Consider the following 14420-nt stretch of genomic DNA (forward strand, 5'->3'; position numbering starts at 1 on the left):
TCTCCTTAGCGCTGTAATAGCTTGCCAGATGGATGGTTTGAACCATGAACCTGACTGTGGCAATTTAAACAGCTTCTTCCACCCGTGAAGGCATTGTCACCGACGTTTGAACCTAAACCAGTGTTACCTAAGTAAGCATTGCTGGCATGGCCATCGCTGGCGTGACATTGCTGACACAGCTGCGGTGCGCGGGTTTTCAACATGGCATCATTCACGCTGCCGTGAGGATTGTGGCAAGTGACACAGTTCTCAGTGACGGGGGCATGTTCCCACAGTTTGGGGCCGCGTTTTTCGGCGTGGCAGGAGTAACAGGTTTCGTTAATGCTCGGCTTGTTTAGATCGGAATCTGTCATGCTCCCATGGGGATTATGACAATCGCTACAGGTCATTTGAGCCCATTTTAGTGGGTGACTTGAGCGTTTGTTCATGTCTGCTTTTTGCTTAGTGTGGCAGCTAGTACAGACTTCCATTTCGGTGTTTTTTGATAACACAGGATCTTTTGCCACATGCACTTGGTGGCAAGAGGCACAAGCGACATCGGCATTGTCATGGTGACTGCCGTTCCAAGACACACGTTTATCATCTTGGTGACAGCTCATACAGACACTGTTTTGTTTTTCAGCACTTAAGGTCGATTGCTTACCGAAAGTGATCATCGGCTCATTGCCGCCTTTATTGTGTTGACCTAAAGGGCCATGACAGGCTTCACATTGCAGGCCAGCCATTGGGCTTTTTGATGAATCAATGGCGCCGTGGACACCTTTGAACAGGTCCATCACTTTTTCAGATTTTTTATGGCACATCAAACAAGAATCGGCACCTTTAGGGGAGTAGTTGCCTTCGGCAAACTTCTTATCTAAGGTGGCTTCGACTTGCTCTGGCGTCATTTTCGCATCCCACTTCGACGCATAAGCGTTTGGTGCAATGCATAAAGACATGACTGCTGACATTGCCATGGTGATGACAAGTGCCGGCAGTAGGTTTTTCATTTTTAGGCTGTTCTTCATAATAGGCTTCCCAATTTGTCCCAACAAAATTCAAGAAAGGGGGATCGAGCTCCCCCTGCTTGGGCAAATTACATTTTCACCTGAGTGTGATCTGTTGGTGTGGGTTTGTGACAGTAGAAACAGGTTTCTGACTGCGCCGCTTGGTTAGCTTGAACATAATCACCGTTCACAATCGCTCCCATGTTTTCTAAGCCGTGGCCAATGGATTCTGGCGCGTGGCATGAAGTACAAGTGGCTGTGATTGGCGTGGTGTATTTACCTGCTGATGTTGCCAGCGCGCCTTTCACTTTGAATGCATCTAGGTTGAAATCGTTGTGACATTGGGTACATTCTTTGATGACACCTTGCTCGCCGTGGATCACGTGCAGTTTCATCTCGAATGCGCCTTTGTTAGCACCAGAGGCATAAGTACCATCAGGTGTATGACACGCGACACAACCATCAACACCGACGATCGCTTTACCGTTCGCATCTTTTGCGTGTGATACTTGCTCTGTCATCACAAAACCTGAATGGTGGCCTTTGTGGATTTCAAAGGTATCGCTGTGACAGCCTTGACAGGTGCTGAAGTTAACTGAGTTAACATGGCGCATGCTTGGGGCGTTGCCTGATTTAGTACCAAAGGCGAGCTCTGCTTTCATACTGGTGGTTGCGCTATCAACGGTACATGCCGTTAAGCTAGTACCAGTGCTACACATTTCCAGACCGATAAAGGTAAAGGCCGTATCTGTATCGCCAGCACCGAAAGGCAGGGCAGGTGTCGTGAAAACCAGTTTGCCGTCAACTAAGGTCACGCCATCTTGCAGTGCGCCATCTTTAACTAAGTCTTTAGCAATTTTCGCAGCACCACTACCAGGGCTCTTGTTGTAACCCATAATAGGGAAGTTAGGGCCAACGTTAGTGACAGTTTCTAAACGTTTAATCTTGTCTTGAACCGTTGCCGCATCAATCGCGTTACCGTCTTTGTCTAAGATAGAGACGGTTAATACCGCAGTATCATCAGTTTGACCCACGAGAGTCGCTTGCATACCTAACTGAGCGATAACGGCTTTCTTGTCAGCAGTCTTGCCTGTGTGTAGCTCGGCAGTCCAGTCGCTGTTATGACAAGCGATACAGTTAGAGTTATCTAGTTGTTGTGAATGGCCTTTACCTGCGGCGAAGTCCACTGTGCTATGACAGCTTCCACAGGTAGCGGCAGTTGGAATACGTGACCAATTACCCCAATCTGGCGCGGCATCGTTTGCAGCATGACAGCTTTGGCAGCTTTCCAATGAACCTAAGGTCAGGTCTTTGTGTTTAGCGTGAACGAGAACATTGAACTCTTTACCTACGCCAACTTTGCCTGCTGTGTGGCAAGTTGCACAGTAGTTAACATCTGAGTACGCGCCGCCGTGTTTCACATTGGCTAAATCTTGGTGACAGGTATTACAGCTTTCAGTGGCAACAATTTTGCGGCTGTATGTCGGTGCAGCACCGGTATCGGCCGTAAAGTCGACAAAGGCGTTACTGTTAGGGACTTGAGTACCATCGGGTAACGGCGTGTTATAAGCGCGGATTAACACCCGTTGAGCTAACTGATCGTTGTAGGTGATTTTAGCGTTAGCGGTCAGGTTCATGTTGAAGGTATAACTGTAGTGACCGTTTTTCTGGTCAATAAAGGTCCCTGGGCATGTTGCTGCGACATCGCAGGTTTCATCACCAAAGTATTGCCATTGCGAGGCATTACCGGCACCTGTAGCACCTTGTGGGATCAACTGTGCTGCGGCGAAGCGCATTTTTTGGAGACCAACGACGGGTAAATCATCTTCGTTAGTCACGGTAAACTCAACACTCGGTACACCGTTAGTGACGACAGATTTATCAAACGTGAAATTAAGGGTTTGAATCGCTGGAGCAGGTTCGCCACCAGGTTCACCGGGATTACCATCATTACCATCGCTGCCACCACAGCCAGTTAAGGCCATAGTGACTGCACTTGCTGCTAACAGCAGTGCGATTTTAGTTGTTTGTGCGTTCATCATTTTTTTCCCTGCATAGGTTTGGCATTGCTTAAACGCTGTGTTCTAGAGCCAACAGATTCTATGTCTGTGTTTTTGGTCACTAGAAGCGACTTAAGTGGATGCTGGAAATAGAATTCCCCAAGGAAAGGCTAACCTAACATGACCTTAAAATCTCCAAGGCCTTTGCTAATGTGTGACTTGGATCTTTCTATTTCTAAAGAGGTATTTAAAGCGAGAGGTAAAAACGATTTCAGATCAAAAAAACAGCGGATTTTAGCTATGTGCTGTAGCTGGGTTTAGTGTTGTAAAACTGAGGTTGGTATTATTTAACTTAGTGTTATCGGAAACAAAAAATCCCCCGCACTGCGGGGGATTTTGCTGAGCTTAATGTGAGTCACTAATTTGATTAACCCAAAGTGGTTAAGTGCTCAGTCGTGACTCTGGTTCATATTAGTATTTCACTGGGTGAACTTTATCCACGCCAAATGACTTACCTTCACCGTGACAGGTCGCACAGGTTTCGCTACCTGGGGTATAAGTGCCAGCAGCACCGTTATACACACCACCGTTGGTTTCGAAGTGACCTATGACGGCACTGTCTGCAGCGGTTGTCGCATGACAAGAAGCACAAGCTGCTACAGTAGGTGAGTATTCACCTGTACTTGCCAAGAATGCAGGTTTATCGCCTAGTTTAGTTAAGCTGAGTTGACCTTTATCATGGCAAGCTGCGCAGTTCGCTGGGTTTTCAGGGAAGGTTGCTGCATCTGTTGTTAAACGACGAACACTGCGAGTATCTGCGTGAATTTGGTGGATCATGACTTTGAAGTCAAAACCACGTTCAAACGGCTTTTTACTGTGAGCAGGTGCGCCATTGTGACAAGCAACACAACTACCATCGGCTAAAGCTACCGCGGTATTTGGTACGGCTGAGTGGCAAGTTCCACAACTGTTGTCAGGCTTATCAGTCGCATGAGTCAGCTTATGGGAGTCTGAGAAGTCGGCTTTTTCACCGTGACAGTTAGCACATTTAGCCTCAGAGACAACGACACTACGCGCGGTGACATTGCTTGCATCGGCAGAGAATGAAGCTTTGTTGCTGCCTACAATCACTTCGTAGATAGGCGCATCAGTGCTGGTGCAATCAATCGCCGCATCCATTGTTGGATCGAGTTCTGCTGAGTTTGCACAAACCAGCAATTTACCGTCCATAAAGCCTTTACCAATACTCACAATTTGTTTGTATGGTACAGATGAGGCGCTAATCACTGCCGTAATACCCGTCAAAGTGTACGTCACTTTTGTGCCATTAGCGGTCGCTGTTAAGTTAGCGTTAGTTTCAACTTTGGCTAAGTTCACTGAAATACGGCTTTCGCTACGACCTAGCGTACCGTTAGATGGGCGTGGGCCCATGGTATATTCATTGCCATCAAACGCCGCTAGGCTGACCCAAAATTCTTTCACTTTAGGATCTTGATGTGGTGCAACATCACTGTGCCAGTCCACTGTGAACGTTAGCTCACCTTTCGTCGCATCAAATGTGCCGTTTTCTAACTTATAGGCATATTCAGTACGCAGTAACTTAGTGGCATTGGCTTTGGCTAAGTGATATTTAGCGCTGCCTTCTTCACCCTGTTCGGCGTGACATGAAGCACAGCCACCGGTTTGGAATACATTCACTAGGTTTGCACCTGGAATACCGTCAATTTCAGGCGTTGCATAGTAGTGGAAGTAGTTACCGACGAAACCACGGTCTTTTTGACCTTCAGGTGGCGTTAACCATTCACTATTATCAACTGGGTTGAAACCTGACATGTGACAAGATGCACAAGCTAAGCCTCTGTGATGTTTAAAGTTATCAGCATCAACTGGCCCTTTAGCATCTGTGCTATGGCAAGATTGGCAACTACCTATTGACACTGGCAGAGTGACACGCTCGGAAGTGTCTTTACCTTCGCGGAATTGTGGATAGCCATTTTCAGCAGCGGCTTTCGCCATAGTGCCGCTAAAGTCATAGGCTGTGCCGCTGTAACCTACCATGGTATAAGTGCCTTTATGGATGGCGTGAGCCATGGCACCTAAATCAATTGATGAGCCTGTTTCTGGATCTTTACTGTAACTGGTATGACAAACTTGACAGTTTGCAATCGCAATACGTCTTCCGCCATGAAGTGCTAATGGTTTAGCGGTAGAGGAAGTATCGCTGTAGTTTGTGCTGTGGCACTTAATACAGTTGGCTTCTAAATCGACAACAGTACGCGTTTCTTCAGCCTTGGCTTCTCTAAAGTTATCGCTTGGTAAGAAATCGATATGACTGTTCACTAACTTGGCATCTTTACTGCCATCGGTTTGCAGCTCTAACGTAATACGGTGCACTAATGTTGGGTCGTAGGTTAAATCTAGACCTTCAATAGCGGGTAACGTGCTTAAGTTAGTTTGGAAGGTATAGCGGTAAACACCACTATCTACCACAGTTAGGCAAGTGGTTTTACAGCTAGATTCTATGTTCGCTTGAATGGCATCACCAGGAGTGAATTTCACTTCTTTGATAATCGGATTGCCAGCGCTATCTTTACCATCGGTATAGCTATAATTAGCCAGGCTACGTGCAGGATCTGCCGCTTTCACTGAGTTGATATAGCTGACCCATTGAGGGGTTTTATAACCCTTGCCACCTTCAGGGGTAAGTTTTGCAATACCTAATCCTATGGCATTGATTTGAGCGTATTGCTCTAGGCCTGTTACAGGAACGCCATTCGCATTCGTTAGCACTATGTCGACGCTGACTGTGCCGCTGTCAATTTTTACATCTTCAAGTGTGGCTTTGAGTGTGGTGGCTTGACTGATATCTAAGCCTACCGGACCCGGTTTACCGTCTTCACCATCTTTACCGTCACTACCACCGCAACCGGCGAGTAGTAGAGAGAGTAAACCGGCACCCAACATCGCTTTTGTTGCGGCATTGAAATTGAACCGTTTCATCATGATATTTCCCTGCAATAGTTGTAATCATCATCAAACGCTTGGTAGATAAGAATAAATCTCATTACCCGCATAAGATGTGTGGAATTAGTTTTCCATCTGTAAGGCTAACTAAGTCACTGGTATTAATCAGTCACTTTAGGTGGGTAATGTGACTGAGATCTGACTATTTCTTTAGGAGTAGATGACTGCATAGTATGAGTTCCTTTTATATCTGCAGTTGCTGGCCTTTTTAGGCCAGCATCATAGGCTTAGTTTATGGGATGCACTTTTAACACGTCCGCGACTCCGCCTTGTCCATGACAGAAAGCACAGGTTTCAGTTCCTGCGGTTGCATCGGCTTTTGTGCCTGCAAAAACAGCACCTTGCTGAGCCATGTGGTTACGAGTGCTGGTATCTGAATGGCAGTTGCTACACACAGCGGCAATCGGGCTGGTAAAAGTGCCGTTATCGAGGGCAAGGGGTTGTACCGCTGAATTTAAGGGAAGGGCGACGGTAGATATCCCCGCAGAATCGTTAACATGGCATTGGGCACAGTTACCGATTTTCCCTGGGTAGTTTAGGTTTTCAAAACCTGCGAATTGGCTGGTGTGAATACCGTGGATCAGCTGCTTAAAGTCAAACGACGTGGTGGAAGGATTTGCCGCCGTCGCATCAGCCAGCATATTGGCGTTATGACATAGCTGACATTGACCACCGAGATCGTTGCGTGAGCCGTGAATATTAAGCTTTTGATCGCCATGGCAATTACCGCAGCTTGCATTACTGACAACAGTGCGGCGACCCGTACTGCTTAATGCTGACGTATCAAAATAACTGTGGCTGGCTTTAATCACTAACACTTCCGCCAGTTCAGTCGTGCAATCAACGAGTACTTTGTCTTTGGCGCAGACTCGGCCTTGAATTGCGAGTCCGCCATTATCCGCTTCAGTGCCCGCAGACACAGTAAGACCCGAAATCGTATAGGTATAAATGCCATTTGAGCCTGACACTGGGGTGGATTCCGGCAGCTTAATCGAGCGGGCAGAGCGGGTGGTATAATCAAAACTGGTTCCCCAGTTGGCATAGACCCTTAAATCATTGATGAATTTTAGCTTATCGGCACTGTCGCTGTAGACGGAGCCTGTGGCTGGGTTCATCAATTTAACCGCGACGGTGACTGTACCATTGGCATCCATACTGGCGCTGGTGATACTAGGACTAAATTGCATCAGTGCCGCTGTTTTGTCTTCATCACTGTGAACGCTTGCGGTCCAGTCGGCATTATGGCACGCCACGCAGTTACTGTTATCAGCCTGCGCAGGGTGTCCTTCGCCAGCGGGAAAATTGATTTGTGTATGGCAGGCGCCGCAGGCTTGCATGGTTGGGACTCTGTGCCAGTTTTGCTGCTCAGCTAACTCTGCCTTATCAACATGACAGGTTTGGCAATCACTGATGGGTTGCGGGAAACCAGTTAAATGCTTGCTGTGGATCATTTGCGGGAAAATATCCGCAGGGTTACTGACTTTTTTGCTGTTATGGCAGGTGACGCAGGTTTCGATTTGATTATATTTACTGCCATGGAAAGCAAGATTGCTGTGGCAACTATTACAGGTTTCTATTGTGACTAAGTTGCGGGTGTAAGCGACATTATCCCCAGAAGATTGCCAGTCATAATGTTGATTGGTAATAGGCAAGGGCGTGTTATCTGCAAGTTTATCGCCGCCGATTTTGACCACCATTCTTTGGGGCGCTTCCGGCATAAACGTCACCCCATTCATGCCATTAAACTTGGCGCTGAAGGTGTAAGTGTAGTGACCGTTTTTATGATCTGTGAGACTGCCAGGGCAAGTTGCCGCGCAGGTTTCGGCGGTAAAATGCTGCCATTCACTGCTATTTCCCGCGCCTGTATAACCTTGGGGAAGAAGCTGCGCTGCAATAAACGTTGCCGATGGGACACCAATGACGGCTTCATCATCTTGATTGCTCACTTGAAAATCCACTTGAGCAATGCCATCTGTCACCGCAACTTTATCAACCATGACGTTAAGGCTAGTGATGGTTAATGCGGGCGGTTTTGCGGGTTCACCGGGATTACCATCTTGGCCGTTATCACCGCCACAGGCACTTAATAGCGAGACTAAGGCCAGCATCAGACTGAATTGAGTACTCATTTTTGCAAACTTGTTCATATTTCTATCCTTGGAATGCGCTGTCAGTGCCTAAGTTACATTTGGTAGCTTAAGGTCAAGCCTAAGTAGTGAGCATTGTAGTCGTGGCCCATATCACCAAAACTGAGTACGTTGGGAATCGTGTCCCAACTTGTGCCTTGGTTTTGCCAGTTAGCATCTTGATATTTCTCAAATAACCAATCGACGCGCAGCGACATACTGTCGGCAAGCTTATACTTGGCGTAGGCATTAATATTGTGTTTGCGGGCGTAAAAGTCGCCATAGGGACTAGTGATGCCGTAGATGACTTCGGTATCACTCTGTCCATCGGAATAGCTGTAGTCCAAGCCAATGTCGAGGTGATTATCGAACAGGTTTTGATAACTGAAACCAGCCCCAATTAGAGTCGATTTTTCTTCGGCAGTGCTGTACCAATCGGGCGTTGAAAAGCGGTTACTGCCCGCTTGATCTGAGTCGCGCCAATCTTGGTTAACAAAAGCGGTGAAATGCAGATCGTTACTCAGCGCATATTGGGCCGATACGTCATAACCTAGGTAGGACACTTGAGTGAGTCCCGCTTGGGTATGGTGATAATCGTCATCGACACTGTGCAAGCTGGCGCCCAGTGAGAGGCCGATATCAGTTTGATAATCAGTGTGTAAGGTGACTTTTTGTCTTTTTCTGTCGGCAAGGTAGGATTTACGTAGCCAAGGATTGCTTTGACTTTGAGTGGTCGTGACGGGATCGTATTCACTGCCATCTCGCTCTAGTGCTTCTCCTTTCAACCATGCTGACCAAGCAGGGGAATAGCGATAGCTCAGTTTGGCAAACACGCCGGACTCGTCGACGGATTGGCGGTCGAGTTCAGTGTAATCGTTTTCGTTACGGCTGTAGCCTGCTTCGGCATAGGCGGCTGAAGTAAAACGGTATTTGCCTTTGAGCTCGAGTTTTTTGGTTCGCTTATCATAAAGGCTATTTTGAGCAGTGCCTTGGTTAATACTGTCGGTGATGATTTGTGGGAAGGCTAATTTGGCCGTTTTGTTATCTCTGTCTTGATAGTTGTAGCTAGCCTGTACGCTTAAGTCTTGGGTGATCCGGCCCGAATATTTAAGGACCATCTCAATAATATCCACTTGGCCATCTAAGGTATCCGCAGGCAGGATAGGTGATGGGCCATTGATGGTCGCTGGAATAAAAGTGTCATCTTGGGTCATACGGCTAAAGCCTGCGTGCATTAGCACATTCTGACCATTCGCTCCCCCAGAGGCTTCTGCGGCAACGCGATAGGCTTTACTGTCGGGGTCGGTCGCATTTTGACCTAAGTATGCCGCGCCAAAGGTGGGCGTGTAGGCTGATTGCCATTGCATGGCTTGGTGCTCATTTTTATATTGGCTGACTTGGCTATTGATGCCAGCTTGCCAGCCAGTGCCATTAAAATAGACTCTGGCATCGATTTCATCGGTACTGTCATCAATAGGTTGGGCGAGCATGACGCTATTGGTGAGTATATTAGCGCTGGTCTTTTTGGCGCCGCTGCGGTCTTCATGTTGATAGTTTAATGATGCTTTGTAGTGACTGGCATTGTCGCTTTCGGGTGATATTTTTCCGGCATAGTAACCACCGATCATAAAGCGATCACGTTGAATACTTAAATCTTGGCCAACAAGGCTGCTCTGTAGCATAGGCATAGATTGTGTTGTGCCGCCTGTTATCCAGTTATCGGGCAACAACATCTTATCTTGCACTGAGGTATAAGGGCTTTTGAGTTGATTATGGTTATAGCTCGCTAAGCCTCTATAACCTAAGTTGATTTGATAGTTCCCCGGCCTTCCTGTTGTGAGCTTGGCTGAGCCCGCATCAAAACCTAACTTATCCGCGACCAACTGAGTTTGATAACCTGACGGTGTTTTGTACACCATATCCGCACCGACGGCGGCAACGATACCATCATTATCTGTCCCTGTGCGGTTACCGAAACGGCTGTCCTCGCCATCGTTATAAGCGAGAGTGGCACTGACATTACCACTATGCCCTGTCTTAGGTTGGCATTGTTTGCAGCTCCATGCCTCTGTCTTAATGCCACTTCGATTCGCCTGTTGTAGCTCATAACCGTCGGCATGTGCTTGAGTCAAAACACCGCTTATCACCCATGCTAACAAAGTGAGTGAGAAGCAAGCACTAGGGTGAGACATTTTAGCTGTTCGCATGATCATTCCCTTGTTATCTCTGTAGCAATTTGCCAGAAGGATGGTTAGAACCATGCACTTGCCCGTGGCAATTCATACAGGAATTACCTGAAGTGAAGGCATTGGTTTGATTGCCAAAGTAGGCATTGCTGCTATGACCATCCGAGACGTGGCATTGTTGACAAAGCTGCGGCGGCTTACTGATCAGCATGGCTTCGTTCACGCTGCCATGGGGATTGTGGCAATTCGCACAGTTGTCGGTGACGGGGGCATGTTCCCACAGTTTAGGGCCGCGTTTTTCGGCGTGGCAGCTATAGCAATTTTCGTTGACGCTCATTTGTTTCAAGCTTGAATCGTTCAAACTGCCGTGGGGATTATGGCAGTCACTGCACACCATCTGTTGCCACTGTAGTGGATGCGCTGAGCGTTTGTGCATATCAGCTTTTTGTTGGGTATGGCACTGGGTACAAATGGCGACTTCATTGGCTTTATCGCTGATAGGATCTTTTGCGGTATGAACTTGATGGCAACTTGCGCAGGCAACATCGGCGTTATCGTGGTGATTGCCTTTCCACGCGATACGTTGGCTGTCATTGTGGCAGCTCATACAAACACTGTTTTGCTTTTGCGCGGGAACAGGAGAATTTGCACCAAAGGTGATCATTGGCTCTTTGCCACCTTTGTTATGATTCCCTAACGGACCGTGGCAGGCTTCACACTGCAAATCGGCCATGGGCGAATCTTTCACATTGGGGTTGCCATGAACCCCATCAAATATCGCCATGACCACGGCACTTTTTTTGTGACACATCAGGCAAGTGTCAGCCCCTTTGGCGGAATACTTACCTTCGGCGAATTTTTTGTCTAATGTCGCGACAACATCCTCTGGTTTTTTGTCATCCCAAGGCGTCGCCGAGGCCGAAATACTCACGATTGATAACAAAATACATAGCATAGCCTTAGCTATGCTTTTGAACTTTAGCCTTATTTCCATGTTCATCTTTTCCCGAGTGCATTTATATTTGTTATTTTGACGCTTTCGATATTGCTAATTTAGCTTATTCAAGCTGATTAATATTAGAACAAATGTGTGACACTCGCTTAACATCTGAGCGTCTTTTCACTGTAAAGAGGGATGATTTTACTGGTGATATAGAGGAAGCGTGACCATGATCACGTTTGCTTCGGTAGGGGATTTGTTCACAGCTTTTTGACTTCTGTCGATCGCATAACCGTCTTGGGCACTTGGGCGTGAATTTTTATTTTCAGTTGGCCGTTTATTCATTGGTATTTTTGTCACATAATACCCAACACAATTGAAAACTATTATCGTTACCAGTCAAAAATCTTGATCTAGGTAAAGTTATTAGGGTCATAGCTCAGTTACAATGGGCGCAGTTTTTCGAGCTGAACCTGTTGCAAGGTGGAATACGTAATGAAGTTAAGCGAACTCAGTCCCGGTGATCGCGGTATTATTTCTGAAGTGGGACGTTTAGCGTTACCACAAACCGTGAAGCGTAAGTTGTTGTCCATGGGGATCACGCCGAATACGCGTTTTTCATTGATCCGATACGCACCTATGGGCTCTGGTCTCGAACTGGATATTCGTGGTAGTAAACTTTGTATGCGCAGAGATTTGGCAGACATCATTGAGGTGGAAAAGGCGAATGACTAAGCAGTTTCATTGCGTCACAGTCGGTAACCCGAATGCGGGTAAATCGACGCTCTTTAACGCGCTAACCGGCGCGAATCAACAAGTCGGTAACTGGTCTGGTGTGACGGTCGAGAAAAAGACTGGTCATTTCACCTTAAACGGTGCCGATGTCTATCTGACCGATTTACCCGGTATTTACGATCTTCTGCCTGCGGGCAATAGTTGCGATTGTTCACTCGATGAGCAAATTGCGCAGCAATATCTCGCCGAGCAACGTGTCGATGGCATTATCAATTTAGTCGATGCCACTAACATCGAACGTCACTTATATCTCACTGCCCAATTGCGTGAACTCGCGATCCCTATGGTGGTGGTGTTGAACAAAATCGATTCTGCAGTCAAACGCGGTATCAAAGTCGATTTAAAGAAAATGAGCAAAGAGCTGGGCTGCCCCGTGATTGGGGTGTGCTCTCGCGATCCTGCCGATGTGGAAAAAGTGCAGGCGCAGGTACTCGATTTACTGCAAGGCCGAGTCTCTGAAGCGCCATTGATGCTGCATTATGATGAACAAATTGAAGCGGGCGTGCAGTTACTTTGCAGCAAAGACGCGCAATTAAGCCGTGGCCGCGCCTTGGCTATGTTAGGCAATGGTTCAGGTTGTGGCAGCTGTCAGAATGCTGAGCTGCAGGATGAAGTGAATACCTGTACCCAGATTATCTCTTCGCAAGGCCATGATATTGAAGTGATGGTGGCTACCACGCGCTTTAATTTCGTTGAGAAAGTGTTTCAAGGTTCAGTGAAAGAGTCGGGATTCCTCACCCTCAGTGACAAATTAGATAAACTCGTATTGCATCCGGTGCTTGGCATTCCTGTGTTCTTGTTTGTGATGTATTTGATGTTTATGTTCAGCATCAACATTGGCAGTGCTTTTATCGATTTCTTCGATGTATTTGCGGGTGCGTTGTTTGTCGACCACTTTGGCGCATTTTTGACGAACGTGGGCTCTCCGGCTTGGTTGGTCACTATTCTCGCTGGTGGTGTTGGCCAAGGTATTCAAACCGTGACCACGTTTATTCCGGTGATCGCTGCTTTATTCCTCGGTTTGTCAGTCCTTGAAAGCTCTGGCTACATGGCCCGCGCTGCATTTGTAGTTGATGGGTTAATGCGCCGTATCGGTCTGCCCGGTAAAGCTTTCGTGCCTATGATTGTCGGCTTTGGTTGTTCTGTGCCGGCGATTATGGCGACGCGCACCTTAGGCAGTGAACGTGAGCGTATTGTCACGGGTATGATGGCGCCATTTATGTCTTGCGGTGCACGTTTGCCAGTGTATGCGTTATTTGCCGCGGCTTTCTTTCCCGATTCTGGACAGAATTTAGTCTTCTTGCTTTACGTTATTGGTATCTTTGCCGCTATCGGTACGGGTTTATTACTCAGAAGCACCCTGTTGCCCGGCACCAGCAGTGCTGTGGTGATGGAACTGCCAAGCTATGAGATGCCAAAATTTAAAGCTGTTATGGTCCGCACAGGCAAACGCACTAAGAGCTTTATTTTAGGTGCGGGTAAAACCATTGTGCTGGTGGTGACGTTATTAAACTTTATCAATGCTATTGGTGTTGATGGCACCTTCGGCCATGAAGATAGCCAAGCATCTTTGCTGAGTGTTGCGAGCCAAAAAATCACGCCAATCTTCTCGCCTATGGGCATAGAGCAGGATAACTGGCCAGCAACGGTTGGTATTATCACAGGTATTTTTGCCAAAGAAGCCGTGGTCGGTACTTTAAATAGTTTGTACAGCAGTGCAGCGCCCGCTGATGAAGAGCTGACACCCTTGAGTGAGAGCTTTAATGCGGCTCTAGCGACGATTCCAGCAAACTTGTTTGGGTTAGATCTTGAAGATCCGCTAAAACTGTCAGTCGGTGATCTAACCAATCAAGAAGCGATAGCGGAAGAGCAAGGCGTGGCAACATCGACCTTCGGTGCTCTGCAAGCTGGTTTCAGTGGTAAAATTGCGGCGTTCTCTTACTTGTTGTTTATCTTGCTGTATACCCCTTGTGTTGCGGCGATGGGCGCCTTAGTGCATGAGTTTGGCTCTCGTTGGGCGACATTTGCGGCAACGTGGACTTTCTCACTGGCCTATGGTTCAGCGACGGTGGTCTATCAAGCGGCAACTTTTACGCAGCATCCTGTGCAATCGAGTCTGTGGATTGGTTTCTTCCTCTTTGCGTTAGTGGCCTTTTATCAATGGCTGAAACGTAAGGGCAGAAGAACCCAGCAGATCATTCCGGGGATCCGCATCATTACCGAGTAAGATTTACTGAGTCAGCATGACTGAGTAATAAATGTCAGCTTAGTTAGGTCAAAGATAAAAGCAGCTTTCATGGCTGCTTTTATTGTTTTACTATCGCGACTATAACCCCGCCGGTCAAAAACCATAGTTTTTAGCA

General features: G+C 47.2%; 8 protein-coding genes. 2 read left to right on the top strand and 6 right to left on the bottom strand.

Annotation, left to right across the window (positions count from 1 at the left end):
- Window positions 1-5: 5 nt before the first annotated feature.
- The 6 genes from mtrA to AC5YB3_RS19570 all read right to left on the bottom strand — a co-directional run bounded on the left by mtrA (window position 6) and on the right by AC5YB3_RS19570 (window position 11322).
- On the bottom strand, window positions 6-1007 hold the full coding sequence (gene mtrA, locus AC5YB3_RS19545; protein ID WP_006081107.1) for a decaheme c-type cytochrome MtrA: 1002 nt from the start codon (window positions 1005-1007) through the stop codon (window positions 6-8).
- A 68-nt stretch (window positions 1008-1075) separates the two neighbouring features.
- Complete coding sequence (locus tag AC5YB3_RS19550) at window positions 1076-3028, bottom strand: OmcA/MtrC family decaheme c-type cytochrome (RefSeq protein ID WP_494525988.1); 1953 nt, start codon at window positions 3026-3028, stop codon at window positions 1076-1078.
- Between the two features lie 429 nt (window positions 3029-3457).
- Window positions 3458-5989 carry an OmcA/MtrC family decaheme c-type cytochrome gene (locus AC5YB3_RS19555; RefSeq protein WP_494525989.1) on the bottom strand — a complete coding sequence of 844 codons (2532 nt, stop codon included), beginning with the start codon at window positions 5987-5989 and terminating at the stop codon, window positions 3458-3460.
- 248 nt (window positions 5990-6237) lie between these two features.
- Window positions 6238-8157: an OmcA/MtrC family decaheme c-type cytochrome gene (locus AC5YB3_RS19560; RefSeq protein ID WP_494525990.1), complete on the bottom strand. Its 1920-nt coding sequence runs from the start codon at window positions 8155-8157 to the stop codon at window positions 6238-6240.
- Between the two features lie 35 nt (window positions 8158-8192).
- Complete coding sequence (locus tag AC5YB3_RS19565; RefSeq protein ID WP_494525991.1) at window positions 8193-10343, bottom strand: MtrB/PioB family decaheme-associated outer membrane protein; 2151 nt, start codon at window positions 10341-10343, stop codon at window positions 8193-8195.
- Between the two features lie 13 nt (window positions 10344-10356).
- Window positions 10357-11322: a DmsE family decaheme c-type cytochrome gene (locus tag AC5YB3_RS19570; protein ID WP_494525992.1), complete on the bottom strand. Its 966-nt coding sequence runs from the start codon at window positions 11320-11322 to the stop codon at window positions 10357-10359.
- Between the two features lie 435 nt (window positions 11323-11757).
- Between AC5YB3_RS19570 and AC5YB3_RS19575 the strand changes: the two genes are divergently transcribed.
- Window positions 11758-11997 (top strand): FeoA family protein, encoded by a 240-nt coding sequence (locus tag AC5YB3_RS19575; RefSeq protein ID WP_006081114.1) that lies wholly within the window; start codon window positions 11758-11760, stop codon window positions 11995-11997.
- Window positions 11990-14284, top strand: a complete 2295-nt coding sequence (feoB, locus tag AC5YB3_RS19580; protein WP_494525993.1) for a Fe(2+) transporter permease subunit FeoB — start codon at window positions 11990-11992, stop codon at window positions 14282-14284. Before AC5YB3_RS19575 ends, feoB begins: the two co-directional genes overlap by 8 nt.
- The last annotated feature ends 136 nt before the right edge of the window (window positions 14285-14420 follow it).

The organism is Shewanella sp. 1311, from assembly GCF_059338235.1.

Coding starts and splice junctions, on each gene's coding strand:
- mtrA (WP_006081107.1), bottom strand. CDS start 1,007: ATGAAGAACAGCCTAAAAATGAAAAACCTACTGCCGGCACTTGTCATC.
- AC5YB3_RS19550 (WP_494525988.1), bottom strand. CDS start 3,028: ATGATGAACGCACAAACAACTAAAATCGCACTGCTGTTAGCAGCAAGT.
- AC5YB3_RS19555 (WP_494525989.1), bottom strand. CDS start 5,989: ATGATGAAACGGTTCAATTTCAATGCCGCAACAAAAGCGATGTTGGGT.
- AC5YB3_RS19560 (WP_494525990.1), bottom strand. CDS start 8,157: ATGAACAAGTTTGCAAAAATGAGTACTCAATTCAGTCTGATGCTGGCC.
- AC5YB3_RS19565 (WP_494525991.1), bottom strand. CDS start 10,343: ATGCGAACAGCTAAAATGTCTCACCCTAGTGCTTGCTTCTCACTCACT.
- AC5YB3_RS19570 (WP_494525992.1), bottom strand. CDS start 11,322: ATGAACATGGAAATAAGGCTAAAGTTCAAAAGCATAGCTAAGGCTATG.
- AC5YB3_RS19575 (WP_006081114.1), top strand. CDS start 11,758: ATGAAGTTAAGCGAACTCAGTCCCGGTGATCGCGGTATTATTTCTGAA.
- feoB (WP_494525993.1), top strand. CDS start 11,990: ATGACTAAGCAGTTTCATTGCGTCACAGTCGGTAACCCGAATGCGGGT.